The 15,368-nt window shown below is 46.3% G+C and carries 20 protein-coding genes; 5 read left to right on the forward strand and 15 right to left on the reverse strand.

Annotation, left to right across the window (positions count from 1 at the left end):
• Nucleotides 1-18 precede the first annotated feature (18 nt).
• From rplN to rpsL, 15 genes are all read right to left on the reverse strand, one after another.
• Complete coding sequence (gene rplN / locus LZD49_RS16325) at nucleotides 19-387, reverse strand: 50S ribosomal protein L14 (RefSeq protein WP_015813798.1); 369 nt, start codon at nucleotides 385-387, stop codon at nucleotides 19-21.
• 2 nt (nucleotides 388-389) lie between these two features.
• Nucleotides 390-653: a 30S ribosomal protein S17 gene (gene rpsQ / locus LZD49_RS16330; RefSeq protein ID WP_090380017.1), complete on the reverse strand. Its 264-nt coding sequence runs from the start codon at nucleotides 651-653 to the stop codon at nucleotides 390-392.
• A 14-nt stretch (nucleotides 654-667) separates the two neighbouring features.
• Nucleotides 668-862, reverse strand: a complete 195-nt coding sequence (gene rpmC / locus LZD49_RS16335) for a 50S ribosomal protein L29 (protein WP_019941741.1) — start codon at nucleotides 860-862, stop codon at nucleotides 668-670.
• A gap of 42 nt (nucleotides 863-904) precedes the next feature.
• Nucleotides 905-1,330, reverse strand: a complete 426-nt coding sequence (gene rplP, locus LZD49_RS16340; protein WP_234668640.1) for a 50S ribosomal protein L16 — start codon at nucleotides 1,328-1,330, stop codon at nucleotides 905-907.
• 44 nt (nucleotides 1,331-1,374) lie between these two features.
• The gene (gene rpsC, locus LZD49_RS16345) at nucleotides 1,375-2,199 is read right to left on the reverse strand and encodes a 30S ribosomal protein S3 (protein ID WP_234668641.1); all 825 of its coding nucleotides are present in this window, start codon (nucleotides 2,197-2,199) and stop codon (nucleotides 1,375-1,377) included.
• Nucleotides 2,200-2,218: 19 nt separating this feature from the next.
• On the reverse strand, nucleotides 2,219-2,596 hold the full coding sequence (rplV, locus tag LZD49_RS16350; RefSeq protein ID WP_234668642.1) for a 50S ribosomal protein L22: 378 nt from the start codon (nucleotides 2,594-2,596) through the stop codon (nucleotides 2,219-2,221).
• Between the two features lie 50 nt (nucleotides 2,597-2,646).
• Nucleotides 2,647-2,925, reverse strand: a complete 279-nt coding sequence (rpsS, locus tag LZD49_RS16355; RefSeq protein ID WP_015813792.1) for a 30S ribosomal protein S19 — start codon at nucleotides 2,923-2,925, stop codon at nucleotides 2,647-2,649.
• A 7-nt stretch (nucleotides 2,926-2,932) separates the two neighbouring features.
• Nucleotides 2,933-3,760, reverse strand: coding sequence for a 50S ribosomal protein L2 (gene rplB / locus LZD49_RS16360; protein WP_234668643.1), 828 nt, complete (start codon nucleotides 3,758-3,760; stop codon nucleotides 2,933-2,935).
• 37 nt (nucleotides 3,761-3,797) lie between these two features.
• Nucleotides 3,798-4,085, reverse strand: coding sequence for a 50S ribosomal protein L23 (gene rplW / locus LZD49_RS16365; RefSeq protein WP_234668644.1), 288 nt, complete (start codon nucleotides 4,083-4,085; stop codon nucleotides 3,798-3,800).
• 2 nt (nucleotides 4,086-4,087) lie between these two features.
• On the reverse strand, nucleotides 4,088-4,717 hold the full coding sequence (gene rplD / locus LZD49_RS16370; RefSeq protein WP_234668645.1) for a 50S ribosomal protein L4: 630 nt from the start codon (nucleotides 4,715-4,717) through the stop codon (nucleotides 4,088-4,090).
• A gap of 4 nt (nucleotides 4,718-4,721) precedes the next feature.
• Nucleotides 4,722-5,342: a 50S ribosomal protein L3 gene (gene rplC, locus LZD49_RS16375; protein WP_188934918.1), complete on the reverse strand. Its 621-nt coding sequence runs from the start codon at nucleotides 5,340-5,342 to the stop codon at nucleotides 4,722-4,724.
• Between the two features lie 282 nt (nucleotides 5,343-5,624).
• Nucleotides 5,625-5,930, reverse strand: a complete 306-nt coding sequence (rpsJ, locus tag LZD49_RS16380; RefSeq protein WP_015813787.1) for a 30S ribosomal protein S10 — start codon at nucleotides 5,928-5,930, stop codon at nucleotides 5,625-5,627.
• Between the two features lie 135 nt (nucleotides 5,931-6,065).
• A complete protein-coding gene (fusA, locus tag LZD49_RS16385) occupies nucleotides 6,066-8,186 on the reverse strand; it encodes an elongation factor G (protein ID WP_234668646.1) in 2,121 nt (706 codons plus the stop codon).
• Between the two features lie 225 nt (nucleotides 8,187-8,411).
• A complete protein-coding gene (gene rpsG / locus LZD49_RS16390; RefSeq protein WP_019941733.1) occupies nucleotides 8,412-8,879 on the reverse strand; it encodes a 30S ribosomal protein S7 in 468 nt (155 codons plus the stop codon).
• A gap of 120 nt (nucleotides 8,880-8,999) precedes the next feature.
• On the reverse strand, nucleotides 9,000-9,413 hold the full coding sequence (rpsL, locus tag LZD49_RS16395) for a 30S ribosomal protein S12 (protein WP_026350530.1): 414 nt from the start codon (nucleotides 9,411-9,413) through the stop codon (nucleotides 9,000-9,002).
• 464 nt (nucleotides 9,414-9,877) lie between these two features.
• Here rpsL and LZD49_RS16400 point away from each other — a divergent pair, with 464 nt between their 5' ends.
• From LZD49_RS16400 to LZD49_RS16420, 5 genes are all read left to right on the forward strand, one after another.
• Nucleotides 9,878-11,824, forward strand: coding sequence for an OmpA family protein (locus tag LZD49_RS16400; RefSeq protein ID WP_234668813.1), 1,947 nt, complete (start codon nucleotides 9,878-9,880; stop codon nucleotides 11,822-11,824).
• Nucleotides 11,825-12,003: 179 nt separating this feature from the next.
• Entirely contained in the window at nucleotides 12,004-13,194 is a 1,191-nt protein-coding gene (locus LZD49_RS16405) for a deoxyribodipyrimidine photo-lyase (RefSeq protein ID WP_234668647.1), read from the forward strand.
• A gap of 147 nt (nucleotides 13,195-13,341) precedes the next feature.
• Complete coding sequence (locus tag LZD49_RS16410; protein WP_019941730.1) at nucleotides 13,342-13,923, forward strand: LemA family protein; 582 nt, start codon at nucleotides 13,342-13,344, stop codon at nucleotides 13,921-13,923.
• A 69-nt stretch (nucleotides 13,924-13,992) separates the two neighbouring features.
• Entirely contained in the window at nucleotides 13,993-14,436 is a 444-nt protein-coding gene (locus LZD49_RS16415) for a TPM domain-containing protein (protein ID WP_234668648.1), read from the forward strand.
• 4 nt (nucleotides 14,437-14,440) lie between these two features.
• Nucleotides 14,441-15,223, forward strand: coding sequence for a YgcG family protein (locus LZD49_RS16420; protein ID WP_234668649.1), 783 nt, complete (start codon nucleotides 14,441-14,443; stop codon nucleotides 15,221-15,223).
• The last annotated feature ends 145 nt before the right edge of the window (nucleotides 15,224-15,368 follow it).

The raw sequence follows: 15,368 nt of genomic DNA on the forward strand, positions 1-15,368 counted from the left end.
TACTGATGTTTTGATTTCTTACAACACTTCTGGTGCCAGTGATACGATTTTCATAAATTGCTTCTCGCGCAATTCCCGGGCAACCGGTCCGAAAATACGTGAACCGCGTGGCTCATCATTGTTGTTCAATAAAACTGCCGCATTATCTTCAAACCGGATGTAGGTTCCATCCTTACGACGTACTTCTTTCTTTGTACGCACCACCACGGCTTTGGAAACCGTTCCTTTTTTCATGTTGCTCGAAGACAGAGCGGATTTCACTGTCACGACGATCTTATCGCCCACCGAAGCGTAACGCTTTCCAGTTCCGCCAAGTACCCTAATTACGAGTACTTCCTTTGCGCCACTGTTGTCGGCTACTGACAGTCTTGATTCTTGTTGTACCATGATTACTTCGCTCTTTCAAGGATTTCTACTAATCTCCAACGCTTGTTTTTGCTAAGCGGACGAGTTTCCATTACACGGATCGTGTCACCGATACCAACTTGGTTTGTTTCGTCGTGTACCATCAGTTTGGTAGTTTTAGTCATAAACTTACCATACTTGGCGTGCTTCACCTTACGCACGACAGTGATCACACAGGATTTCTCCATTTTGTTGCTCACTACCTTGCCAATTCTCTCTTTACGTAAATTTCTTTCTGTTGCCTCCATAATTTCTAAACTGTTTACTGTTGGTTAGATTTAGCCGACAGCTCGGTTAAGAGTCTTGCAATTTCCTTACGTGAGGCGCGAATACGCAGAGGATTCTCAATTGGAGAAATAGCATGCGCAAATTTCAACCGGAGTAAGCGCTCTCTCTCTTGGGCGATCTGCTCTTTCAGCTGATCCTGCGACAGATTCTTTATTTCTTTACTAGCCATTGCTTTTAATAATTAGTGTTCTTGATACGTTCGGACTAACTTCTATTCCTGATAATCCCGGCGTACGACGAACTTTGTCTTAATTGGCAACTTTTGTGCAGCCAAACGCAATGCTTCGTTTGCGGTATCCAGCTCAACACCAGTCGCTTCGAAAATGATAGTTCCAGGCTTAACAGGAGCTACCCAATACTCAGGGGCACCTTTACCTTTACCCATACGAACCTCTGCAGGTTTCTTGGTGATCGGCTTGTCAGGGAATACCCGGATCCAAACCTGACCTTCGCGTTTCATTGCACGTGTTACCGAGATACGGGCTGCTTCGATCTGGCGAGCAGTCAACCAACCTGGTTCCAGCGCTTTTATTGCAAACGATCCAAAAGCAATCTCATGTCCGCGGGTCGCGAGACCGTTGTGCGAACCTTTGTTCTTTTGTTGCTTGCGAAATTTTGTCCTTTTCGGCTGTAACATGATTCTAATCTATTTGAACCGGTCTGATACCGGAAAGTATCTGATTACTTCTTCTTGTTCTTATTGCGTTTACGACGATCTGCATCACCGCCTCCTCCTTCACCACGTGGAGCGCCCTCGTTTCGGTCACGACCGCCTCTTCTGTCACCTCTTCCACCACGATCATTACCACGTTCGCCGCCACCTGCGCTTCTTTCAGCTCTGTCTGACGCCGCAGTTGCTGCGCTTGGAGTAAGGTCACGCTTTCCGTACAATTCACCTTTGAAGATCCATACTTTAATACCGATCTTTCCGTAGATGGTTTGTGCTTCTGAGATTGCGTAATCGATGTCCGCTCTCAATGTATGCAAAGGAATACGTCCCTCTTTGTATTCTTCTGTACGGGCCATTTCAGCACCACCCAGACGACCCGCCAAACGGATTTTGATTCCTTGTGTTCCTACACGCATTGCAGAAGCGATTGATTGCTTCATGGCACGACGGTAAGAGATACGAGCTTGCAATTGCTGAGCGATAGCTTCGCCTACCAGTTTCGCATCGATTTCAGGACGTTTGATTTCGTAGATGTTGATCTGCACATCTTTCCCTGTAATCTTTTTAAGCTCTTCCTTAATTTTATCAACCTCACTACCACCTTTACCGATCACGATACCTGGACGGGCAGTGTGGATGGTTAAAGTGATGCGTTTAAGTGTACGTTCAATAACTACTTTTGAAATCGATCCTTTTGGGATACGTGCTTTGATGTAGTTACGGATTTTTTCGTCTTCAACCAGTTTGTCAGAGAAGTCCTTTCCTCCGTACCAGCTAGATTCCCATCCTCTAACAATTCCTAGTCTTAGACCTATCGGATTAACCTTTTGTCCCATTCGAAATAGATCGTTTTACTTATGATTCGCTAATTACTGCTTCATTTACTGACACCGACGCGTCGTCTACCACGATTGTGATGTGGTTGGAACGCTTACGGATCCTGTGTGCTCTTCCCTGAGGTGCAGGGCGTAAACGCTTCAACATGCGTCCACCGTCAATGAAAACGGTCTTAACGATCAGGTCAGCGTCTTCCAGTTTTGATCCCTCATTCTGTTGCTGCCAGTTGGCAACAGCGGAAAGCAGGACTTTGTGCAAAACCGGCGATGAAGCTCTCGGTTGGAATTTCAAAAGTGCCAACGCTTTGCTGACCTTCTGTCCGCGAATCATGTCGGCCACCAATCTCATCTTGCGAGGAGAAGTAGGCACATCCTTTAATATAGCTCTTGCTTCCATGTTTCTTTTCAGATATCGGCTCGTCCGTTAGGACCAGCTACGTCGACAAATTATTTTCTTCCTTTATCTTTTTTAGCGGTGTGGCCACGGAAGTTACGGGTTGGAGAGAACTCGCCCAGTTTGTGTCCTACCATGTTTTCAGTTACATAAACAGGGATGAACTTATTTCCGTTATGTACTGCAAATGTGTGCCCGATAAAATCAGGCGAAATCATTGAGCGCCGCGACCAGGTCTTGATGACAGATTTACGCGACGAGTTGTTCATCGTTTCAACTTTGGCTTCGAGACGAAAGTCGATATATGGTCCTTTTTTTAATGAGCGTGCCATGTTCTACTTATTTTTTACGACGGCTGATAATCAATTTCTCAGAATGCTTGTTGCGGTTACGTGTCTTAAGACCCTTCGCGAACTGACCATTTCTAGAACGAGGCTGACCTCCTGACGAACGGCCTTCACCACCACCCATTGGGTGATCAACAGGGTTCATTGCAACACCACGTACGCGTGGACGACGTCCCAACCACCTTCTGCGTCCTGCTTTTCCAAGCGAAACATTCATATGGCTAGCATTTGAAACAACTCCAACCGTTGCAATGCAAGTTGAAAGTACCATACGCATTTCGCCCGATGGCATTTTCAATACAGCATATTTACCGCCTTCTCTCGCAACAAGCTGTGCGTAAGCACCGGCGCTTCTCGCAAACTGACCACCTTTACCAGGAGTCAATTCAATGTTGTGTACAATTGTACCGACCGGCATCGATCCCAAAGGAAGGGCATTGCCAACCTCAGGAGCTACTGAATTTCCGGACACGATAACCTGTCCCACTTTCAGGCCGTTTGGTGCGATGATGTATCTTTTTTCTTCGTCTTCAAACTGGATCAGGGCGATACGCGCTGAACGGTTTGGATCGTATTCGATTGTAAGTACAGTAGCGGGTGCGTCGAAACGGTTTCTTTTGAAATCGATAACGCGGTATTTTCTTTTGTGACCGCCACCAATATATCGCATGGTACGATGTCCCTGGCTGTTACGACCACCTGTTCTTTTGATGGTTTCCAGAAGACTCTTCTCAGGCTTCGACGCGGTAATCTCCTCGAATGTAGGAGCCGAGCGGAAACGCTGACCAGCACTTGTAGGTTTTAATTTTTTAACTGCCATTTGCTATAAACTCGTCTAAAGATTTGAAATCGTTCAACTAGGCTTCGCCGTAAATATCGATTACTTCGCCTTCGGCTACTGTGATGATAGCCTTTTTGATAGTTGACGTTTTTCCAGTCACAAACTTACCTCCCGATGTGCGGGATTTGCTTTTACCAATGCTACGCATGGTGTGAACGCTTTCTACGGTAACCCCGAACAGTTTCTCAACAGCCTTCTTGATCTCTACCTTGTTTGCAGTAAGGGAGACTTCGAAAGCGTATTTACCTTGACCACCCTGAGCCGTTACCTTTTCGGTTATAATCGGACGTTTCAGTACACTCATTGTTATTTGTTCAATTGGGTTTCCAAAATAGAAAGAGCAGATTCACTTATCAGAAGACGGTCTGCATTCATCAGGTCATATGTATTAACCGCATCCACTGTTGTAACTTTCGCTTTTGGAATGTTACGGCTGGATAGGTATACATTGTTGTCGATCGCTGGGAGGATCAATAATGTCTTTGTATTCACAAGAGAAAGTGAATTCAATACATTCAAAAATGACTTCGTTTTAGGAGCTTCGAAAGTGAATGCTTCCAAAACAGAAACGGCGTTAGATTGCGCCTTAACAGAAAGTGCCGACTTACGAGCCAATGCTTTTACTTTCTTGTTGATTTTGAAACCGTAGTCACGTGGACGTGGACCAAAAATACGGCCACCACCTATGAATACCGGAGATTTAATGCTACCTGCACGAGCTCCGCCGGTTCCTTTTTGGCGTTTGATTTTACGTGTAGAGTGATTAATCTCTGCACGTTCTTTTGATTTGTGCGTTCCCTGACGTTGGTTAGCCAGGTAAAGCTTCACATCGAGATAGATCGCGTGCGTGTTAGGTTCAATGCCGAAAATTTCCTCAGACACATTTACCTTCTTGCCGGTATCTTCCCCTTTTATATTTAATACGGACAGTTCCATCGTACTACTTCTCAATGATTAGAAATGAATTCTTCGAACCCGGTACTGAGCCACTCACTACGAGAATATTTTGCTCAGGTATCACTTTCAGAATACGCAAATTCTGAATCTTTACACGATTGTTACCCATACGTCCACCCATACGAATGCCTTTGAATACGCGTGATGGGAATGAACAAGCACCAATCGAACCTGGGTGACGGGCTCTGTTGTGCTGACCGTGCGTCTGACCACCCACACCCGCGAATCCGTGGCGCTTTACAACACCTTGGAAACCACGACCTTTGGCAGATCCCACAACGTCAACAAACTCGCCTTCTTCAAAGATATCCGTAACGGATAGTGAAGTTCCAAGTTCATGTTCCACTTCAAATTCCTTGAACTCAACCAATTTTTGTTTGGGAGTCGTGTTGGCTTTTTTGAAGTGGCCAATCAGAGGCTGGGAGGTGTTCTTTTCTTTCTTCTCACCAAAACCTAACTGGATAGCCTTATAGCCATCCTTTTCTTCGGACCTAACTTGTGTAACAACACAAGGACCAGCTTGGATCACAGTACATGCCAGAGCCTGCCCGTCAGCATTGTACAAACTAGTCATTCCGATTTTTTTACCAATTAAACCAGACATGTTTGAAATTTAAATTTAGCAGGTAAAACCCCCTTATTCTTTAAAACGGACTGCAAAGGTAGAAAAAACGTTTTTAACATCCTAACAGCCCAAAAATATTTCTCGCTGATAATCAGCAAAAAAGGTCAGATGAACGAACATCTGACCTCATTTCGAAAAAACTGACTGGTTATCGGTGTAACCCTGTGCCTGTCAGGCTTTCTGAGCTCAGATGTGGTTTCCAGAGGAACCCGGACCTTCATCCAATTTATTTGGTGGCTTAAATGAATAAGCCGGCATTAACTATACTTTGATCTCTACATCAACACCGCTTGGCAATTCAAGCTTCATCAAGGCATCTACCGTTTTAGCACTTGTTGAGAAAATGTCTACCAGACGCTTGTAAGTACAAAGCTGGAATTGCTCTCTCGATTTCTTGTTAACGTGCGGCGAACGAAGAACAGTGAATTTCTCTGTCTTTGTAGGCAAAGGAATAGGACCGCTTACTACTGCGCCTGTTGCCTTTACAGCCTTAACGATTTTCTCAGCTGACTTGTCAACCAAGTTGTGGTCGAATGACCGAAGTTTGATACGGATCTTTTGATTCATTGTATTTGTTTGTTTCCGGTTCAGAAAATCTCGCCAGATCACTCCGGCAGTACACCCTTGAAAGAACCATTTACTTCGCAGGCTATATCATAAAGAATGCGTTGCAGAATTGCTCCTGCAACGCATTTTCTTGTATTAAGCTTTAACGAGACCTTTCGCTTTCTCGATAACACCGTCAGCGATGTTATTAGGTACGATTTCGTAGTAAGCGAATGTCAGAGATGCAGTAGCGCGTCCTGATGACATCGTACGAAGGTCGGTCACATAACCGAACAATTCAGAAAGAGGTACATCAGCTTTGATAACCTGTGCTCCATTGCGGGAGTCCATACCTCTCATGATACCACGACGCCGGTTGAGGTCACCTGTGATCGGTCCGGTGTATTCGTCAGGAGTCAGAACTTCTACGTGCATGATAGGCTCCATCAATTTCGAACCTGCATGGCGAGCTGATTCTTTGAAACCAATCTTGGCAGCCAATTCGAAAGAGAGTGAATCTGAATCGACATCGTGGAATGAACCGTGGAACAAACGCACTTTCATCGAATCCAGAGGATATCCTGCCAATGCACCGTTCACCATCGCAGCTTCGAAACCTTTTTGTACCGGAGCGATGAATTCGCGAGGGATAGCACCACCCACAACTTCGTTCACAAACTGCAAACCTTGTTTCGGCTCTTGTCCTTCTTCATTATCATCACGTGGCCCGATTTCGAATACGATATCGGCAAACTTACCACGACCACCCGTTTGTTTCTTGTAAACTTCACGGTGTTCGAAATTCTTGGTGAGGATCTCTTTGTAAGCAACCTGAGGAGCACCCTGGTTTACTTCCACTTTGAACTCACGACGCATACGGTCGATGATGATTTCAAGGTGAAGCTCACCCATACCTTTGATGATCGTCTGGCCAGTCTCTTCGTTACTTTCGACCTGGAGCGTTGGATCTTCTTCGATCAGTTTGGTGATCGCTTTTGAGAAGTTATCGCTGTCAGCAGCTTTCTTAGGCTCGATCGCATAACCAATTACCGGCTCCGGGAACACCATTGATTCCAATACGATCGGTGATTTTTCCTCAGAAAGTGTATCTCCTGTTTTGATATCCTTGAAGCCCACTACCGCACCAATGTCGCCTGCTTCCAGCCTATCAATCTGATTTTGCTTGTTAGCGTGCATTTGGAAAATACGGGAGATACGCTCTTTGTTTCCTGAACGGTTATTCAATACATAAGAACCCGATTCAAGAACACCCGAGTAAGAGCGGATAAAGCATAGACGACCTACGTAAGGGTCAGTCGCAATTTTGAATGCCAATGCACAGAAAGGATCTTTTTCAGATGGCTGACGGCTGATCTCGTTACCTGTGCGTGGGTCTGTTCCGATAATGCTTTCACGATCCAATGGTGAAGGCAGAATAGCCATCACGTAATCAAGCATTGTCTGAACACCTTTATTTTTGAAAGATGAACCGCAAACCATCGGTACAATCTTCATGCTGATAGTTGCAGCGCGCAATGCAGCAAGGATTTCGTCTTCCGAGATCGAGTTAGGATCTTCGAAATATTTCTCCATCAAAGTATCGTCGAACTCAGCAACCGCTTCGAGCAATTTCTCTCTCCATTCAGTAGCTTCTTCCAACATATCGTCAGGAATAGGCACCTCAGTGAAAGTCATACCTTTATCAGCTTCGTTCCACTCAATACCACGGAAGTTAACCAGGTCAACTACACCACGGAAAGTATCTTCCGCGCCGATCGGCAATTGAAGAGGTACAGCGTAGCTGCCCAGCATTTCTTTAACCTGAGTACAAACTTTCAGAAAGTCAGCACCTGAACGGTCCATCTTGTTCACGAAACCGATACGGGCAACATTATAGTTGTTAGCCAGACGCCAGTTCGTTTCAGATTGAGGCTCAACACCATCTACTGCACTGAAAAGGAACACAAGACCATCCAATACACGAAGAGAACGGTTTACTTCTACTGTGAAGTCAACGTGTCCCGGGGTATCGATAATGTTGATGTGGTATTTCTCGTCGCGGTAGTTCCAGTCAACTGTCGTAGCAGCGGATGTAATGGTGATACCACGCTCCTGCTCCTGCTCCATCCAGTCCATCGTAGCTGCACCATCGTGCACTTCTCCGATCTTGTGGCTAACCCCTGCGTAGTAAAGTATACGCTCCGTTGTCGTCGTTTTACCGGCATCAATGTGCGCAGCAATACCTATGTTTCTTGTTAATCTTAAATCACGTGCCATGACCGATGGTGATGTGTTTTTTTATATTCAAAGTGCAATTCTATGCGAAGCAGTCAGAACTTTCGTCTAAGCGTAAACCGCTGGTTTTGAAAATTCAGAGCGCAAAAGTATAAATTGTTGATTATAAAAACAATTAAGGAAAAGTTATTTTTCTTAAAACCCCTAAAATAAAATCGGGACCCCGGATAAACCAGGTTCCCGACCTTAATATGTCTGCGCTTTCGCTTAGAAACGGAAGTGAGAGAACGCTTTGTTGGCATCTGCCATACGGTGCGTATCGTCTTTCTTTTTCACAGCAGCACCTTCACCTTTCGCAGCAGCGATAATTTCACCAGCCAGACGGTCAACCATGGTCTTTTCACCACGCTTGCGGGAATAGTTGATCAACCATTTCATACCCAGTGACTGCTTGCGCTCAGGGCGAACTTCAGTAGGAACCTGGAAAGTAGCACCACCCACGCGGCGGCTCTTAACCTCAACGGAAGGAGTTACGTTGTTCAATGCTTTTTTCCATGTTTCCAGACCATTTTCGCTGGTTTTTTTCTCAACCAATTCCAATGCATCGTAGAAAATAGTGAAAGCAATGCTTTTCTTTCCTTCGTACATCAGGTTGTTAACGAATTTGGTCACCTGTACGTCCCTGAACTTTGGATCAGGAAGGATATATCTTTTCTTAGGTTTCGACTTTCTCATTTTGTCTTAATTTTTTTTAACGAGGTTTCGTTTTGCAACTTATTCACCCTGGGGTAAATGCCAGGATTACTTCCCTTTTATCAGATTGAATTACTTAATAAAAGCAGAGAGAGTTACTTTTTATTTTTTCTTACCTTTTACTGGTGCTGCCGGAGCTTGTCCTGGTTTTGGACGCTTCGCACCATATTTCGAACGACGTTGCTTACGACCGTTAACACCGGCGGTATCCAATGCACCACGGATAATGTGGTAACGAACACCTGGTAAATCCTTCACACGACCACCGCGGATCAATACGATCGAGTGCTCTTGCAGGTTGTGGCCTTCACCTGGGATGTAGGCATTCACCTCTTTGTTGTTCGAAAGACGAACACGCGCTACTTTACGAAGCGCCGAGTTTGGCTTCTTAGGCGTAGTTGTGTACACCCGGGTGCACACGCCCCTGCGCTGAGGGCATGAATCCAAAGCCGGAGACTTGGATTTCCATGTAATGGTCTCTCTACCTTTACGGACTAATTGTGAAATAGTAGGCATTTAACAATTTGATTTTGATTCGGTTACCTAACCGATCGTTTGTTATATAAACACTTTTCCCGAAAAATCGGACTGCAAAAGTAATAATCTATACTTGATTTACAAACCGTTAGCAACTTTTTTTATTCCTTCCCCACCATTCCCGGTCGGGTATTGTCGGGAAGTGGTCAGAAGGTTGTCAGAAAATAATCCGGAAGTAACCGTTGCTCTTTGAGTAAACGGCAGGTCTGAGTAAGCAAATGCACCAAAAAATCGTGAAATGCTCATTTTTCGAATAAAATTCTTCCTATATGGTATCCCGAATTTTATTTCCAAACGTTGTTTATTAGTATTGTTTTTCAGAAACCCAAGTGCGCGTCGAATCGTTTGATTTTATACTTTACATTATGAAACTTTTCCGGAGTTACTTTACTCTCCTAGTTTGTTTTGCCCTCTGTTTATACTTGTCCGGCTGCAATTCGGCGATGCAGGCTTATAAAGACGGCCAGAAGAAATTTGCGAACGGAGAATATGATCTGGCTATCAAGGGTTTTCAGAAAGCCGCCGAAGCCAACTATGAGCCAGTGCAAACAAGCTACCTGATCGCAGAGTCCTATCGGCTCTCCAATCGCTTTAAGGAATCTATCCCATATTATAAACAAGCGCTTGACGGCGGCATTACCAATCCCGATGCCCGTTTTCAATATGCCTATGCATTAAAAACCGCCGGCGACTATGCCGATGCGTCAGCGCAGTTTTCTGAATTTGCAAAAACCCAGAATGTACCTCAGGGCTTGCAGGAGAGAGCATTACGCGAAGTTGAAATTATCCGCATCGCCGACCGTTTGAAGACAACGAAAATGGAGGTCGAGCTGAAAGATTTGCCATTGAATACCGCCGGGTCCGAGTTCGCACCGACTGTCCTGGGCAGTGAGCTTGTATTTTCTGCTTCTAAAAAGGAGAAAATTTATACCAATAACGGCCAACAAATGCTGGGGCTTTATAAGATGAATATCGCCTCCGACCCAGGCAATACTCAGGGCAATGCGGTGGTGTTCAGTCCCAAAATTTTTGCGGAAGACGCGCACGACGCCTCACCCACATTCTCCCCTGATGGGAAAACACTTGTTTTCGCGAGAAGCAACACGGGCAAGAAAAAAGACATCTCATCGGATGTCGACCTTTATATGAGCCGCAATATCAATGGCCAATGGACACCTCCTGCCCCACTTCCAGTCAACGACTCCCTCGCCTGGGACGGATCGCCTGCATTCTCCCGTGACGGCAAAACACTCTACTTCGCATCCAACCGCGCTGGAGGTGTAGGAGGTATCGATATTTACCGTACCAACATGGATGCTTCCGGTCGGTTCAGCCGCCCGGTAAACATGGGTAGGGATATTAATACCGCTGGTGACGATATGTTCCCTTACGTGGCCGAAGGCGGAAAACTTTATTTCTCTTCCGATGGTCATCCGGGTCTTGGGAAATTGGACCTTTTCTCAGCTACCAGAACCCAGGGGGTAATCACAATAGAAAATATGGGCCTACCGTTTAACAGCCCACAAGACGATTTCGGGCTGGTATTTTATCAAAACCTAAACAAAGGTTTTTTCGCATCCAACCGGGATGGTGGCAAAGGAGATGATGACATTTACTACTTCGCCGGTCCCGAAGAAGAAGACACGACGAAAGTCGCCAAGCATACCGACCCCAACGACCCTCTTAACCCAAACAATCCGAACTACGTTAATGGAAAGCCAAAAGTAGTCCGCTACTTCCTTGCAGGGAATGTGGTTGAAAATGGTGAAACCCCTACACCAGTCGATTCAGCAGTGGTGCATATCCTGCCTGATACTTCGGATACGCAAATCGCGGAATTCCCGACTGGAAAAGAAGGTAAGTTTGGGAAACAGCCGGTTGAAGAAGGCAAATCTTATCAATTGCTTGTACAACGGAAAGGCTATATCAGCAAGCGCGAGCCATTCACGATGTCGGGCCGCAATATTCCGCCGATATTTCTGACCAAGGAATTAACGGATACGACATTTAATGTGACCATCAAGCTCGACAAGCTGGAACTGAATAAAACATTTGTTCTGGAAAACATTTATTACGACTTGAATAAATACAATATCCGCCCCGATGCGGCAGTCGAATTGGATAAACTGGTACAGATCCTGAAAGACAACCCGACTATGACCATCGAGCTTAGTTCACACACGGATGCGCGCGCAACCGACGCCTATAACATGACACTTTCGCAAAACCGGGCCGAATCCGCAGTTGCTTACCTGAACACCAAAGGCATCGACGCCGACCGAATGATAGCCAAGGGCTATGGTGAGAGAGAGCTCATCATTCCGAATGCGAAAACCGAGGAAGAGCACCAACGCAACCGTCGTACGGAATTCACGATCCTGAGTTACTGATTTTGCCAAACCATAAGAAGGCCCGCTGCGAACCGATCGATTTCGCAGCGGGCTTTTCATATCCGGCCCTAGCCATGCTGACCGGGCCTTCCAGATCGGATCTTCCAGACCGGGTCATTTTTTGTATAATTGCATTTATAATATATCCCAACAAGTAATTTAATTATCAGTTTGTATTAATGGCCCGACGCATTGTCTATTGGTTCAGGAATGATTTAAGGTTGAAGGATAACCAGGCACTTTTTTCTGCCGTTGGCTCCGCCGATGAAATCATTCCAATATATGTTTTTGATCCCCGTCAATTTGAAAAAACAAAACTTGGCTTCCGTAGAACGAGTGCATTACGCGCCCATTTCCTGATCGAATCCGTCGCGGAACTTCGCCAGAATATCCGGCAAAAAGGGGGCGACCTGCTCATACGTACCGGCACGCCCGAAAGCATCGTCTCTCAACTCGCTGAAGACTACAATGCAGACTATGTTTACACAAGCAAGGAAATCGCGCCGCAGGAAACCCGCATCGAATCCTCGTTGAGCAAAAACCTCAAAATTGCAAACGTGGATATCAAACTGTTCTGGATGGACACGATGATCAATGCATTCGATCTGCCCTTTCCGGTTTCCAAACTACCTTCCGGCTTTGCCGAGTTTGCACAGCGGCTGATTAACGACTTTAAAATTAAGGATCAATTTCCTACGCCGGAAAAGATCGTATTGCCTGCCGGCTACGAAGCAGGCGTTCTTCCCGGACTGGCCGAACTGGGAATCGACCCGAAGGAAAGCCCGTCGACATTACCTGTCGATTTGGCGGGCGGGGAAACACGGGCACTTTCTGTATTGAAACATTACATAGAAAATTTTGTCAAACAGGGCATTCCCTACCCGTCTCAAGAACCGCTTACAGATACACGGCTATCCGACTGGCTGTCGCTGGGCTGTATTTCGGCATCTTACATTTATCGCGGCGTCAAAGTTGCCCAGTCTCACGCCGCAAGTGAGGACGCGATCATTAGCAACCTTTTGAAACGGGAGTTTTTTCATTGGACGCTATTACGATACGGCCCACGGATGTTTAAGCCGAGCGGCGTTAAACACCATTTCGACCGGCGCTGGGCTAACAACCATGCTACTTTTGAAAAATGGATCCATGGACAAACTCCTGACGAATCCGTGAATGCCATTATTCATAAATTGGATGCAACTGGCTTCATTACTGCTGCGGAGCGGGAAACTGCTGCCCGATACCTAGTCGATGATCTGGATATCAATTGGACCTGGGGTGCCATGTATTTCGAAAGCCTCCTGATGGACTATGAAGCGTCGGTCAACTGGTGCCGCTGGAACAACATAGCGGGTGTGGGGGAAGATTAAGTTACTTGGTTTTCACTTCAAAACCCACTATCCTGTGCAAATAAGACCATAATGGCTCAGGGAACCGGCTATGTAGTTTTTCTTAAAGATTTTGCTAGCTTTGGTCAACTTTGAACCACATCCAATAACTCTAAACGGAATATCAAAATGTCAAAAGGACTCATTGCAGTTATCGTCGTAGTTCTGATTCTCGGATTCGTTGGCTGCGGTAAATATAATGGCCTCGTGCAAAAAGATGAGGTTGTAAAAGAATCATGGGCAGGTGTAGAAAGTCAATATCAACGCCGTGCGGATCTGATCCCGAACCTGGTGAATACTGTGAAAGGCGCCGCGGATTTTGAGAAAAGCACATTGACTGCCGTAATTGAAGCGCGCAGCAAAGCAACACAAACTACCATCAGTGCAGATCAGCTTACCCCTGAAAATATCGCCAAATTCCAAGCAGCCCAGGATCAGCTAAGTGGTTCATTGTCCCGCCTGCTCGTTTCGGTCGAACAATATCCTAATTTGAAAGCCAACCAAAACTTCCTTGAATTACAGGCTCAGCTCGAAGGCACTGAAAACCGCATTTCGGTTGAACGCGGTAAGTTCAATACAGTTGTAAAAGACTACAACCAGGAAGTCCGCACATTCCCGACCAATCTCTTCGCCGGGGTCTTCGGATTCGCGCAGAAAGGCTACTTCACGGCTGCTCCCGGCTCGGACAAAGCGCCTACCGTACAATTCTAAAATCTGCGCCGGGCTCCTTATCAAGTCCGGCGCAAACATTTTATCACTCATTTAGAAGCAACCCGGCCAATGGCAACCGAACCCCAATTTTTCACCGAAGAAGAGCAGCAATATATTATTGAAGCAATTCAGGAAGCGGAAAAGCAAACTTCCGGGGAAGTGAAAGTGCATATAGAGCCGAAATGCCCATCACCCGATGTTATGGAACGGGCCAAGGAGATCTTTCTTTTTCTTAATCTGCATCAGACAGCCGAACGCAACGGGGTACTATTCTATCTCGCTCACGAAGACCATAAGTTTGCAGTGCTCGGCGACAAAGGTATCAACGAAAAAGTGCCTGCCGATTTCTGGAACAGCACGAAGGATTTGCTTCTCAGCCATTTCAAAGTCGGCGAATTCAAGGAAGGACTCCGTCGTGGGATCATCGAGGCGGGCGTACAATTGAAGACCCATTTCCCTTACCAGTCCGGCGACATCAACGAACTTCCGGACGATATTTCGTTTGGTCATTAACCCTATGAAGCAATTCATCATTTCTATACTGCTTACCGTTGCGGCCTTGGCTGGTGTGCAGGCGCAGGACATTCCGCCCCGTCCCGATCCGCCGAAGCTTGTCAACGACCTGGCTAACCAGCTCAACCCCAACGAGCGGGCCATGCTGGAACAAAAGCTGGTCGCGTACAACGACTCGACATCCTCCCAAATCGTGGTCGTCACAGTGCCCACATTGGGAGATTACCCCATTGCCGACTATGCATTCAAACTTGGTACCACGTGGGGTGTTGGACAAAAGGGTAAAAACAACGGTATAGTATTGCTCTGGGCACCCAACGAACGAAAAGTGTTCATTGCCACAGGTTACGGCCTTGAAGGTGCCATCCCGGATGCTATTGCCAAGCGCATCGTCTCGCAGGTTATTACGCCCCAATTCAAAGCTGGGCAGTTCTACCAGGGCCTCAGCGACGGCGTGGATACGATATTTAAATATGCCACCGGCGAATACAAGGCCGATCCCAAGGAAGACAATGGAGATGGTAAAGGCTTTTCTCCCCTGCTGATCGTCCTTGTTGTATTTGTAGTAATTCTCATCATTATGTTCCGCAATCGAGGTGGCGGCGGAGGCAACAGAGGCTATCGCGATAGCGGCATTCCACCAATATTCTTTCCCTACACCACGCATTCAGGCCGTGGCAGCAGCTCCGGAAATTGGGGTGGTGGCTTCGGAGGAGGCGATGGCGGTGGATTTGGTGGATTTGGTGGTGGCAGTTTTGGCGGCGGTGGTGCCGGGGGGGATTATTAGTATGCCAGATATGAGATTAAGTGATGGGCGGGGGCGGAAGCTTCCGCCCATTTCTGCTTTTTGTCCCAAGGATACTGCGTATAGCATGGCACGCTTTTTTGAACATAATCCATAAACTATATCACCAAAACCTAAACAACTATTT

This window comes from Dyadobacter sp. CY261 (assembly GCF_021440085.1).
GTDB lineage: Bacteria > Bacteroidota > Bacteroidia > Cytophagales > Spirosomataceae > Dyadobacter.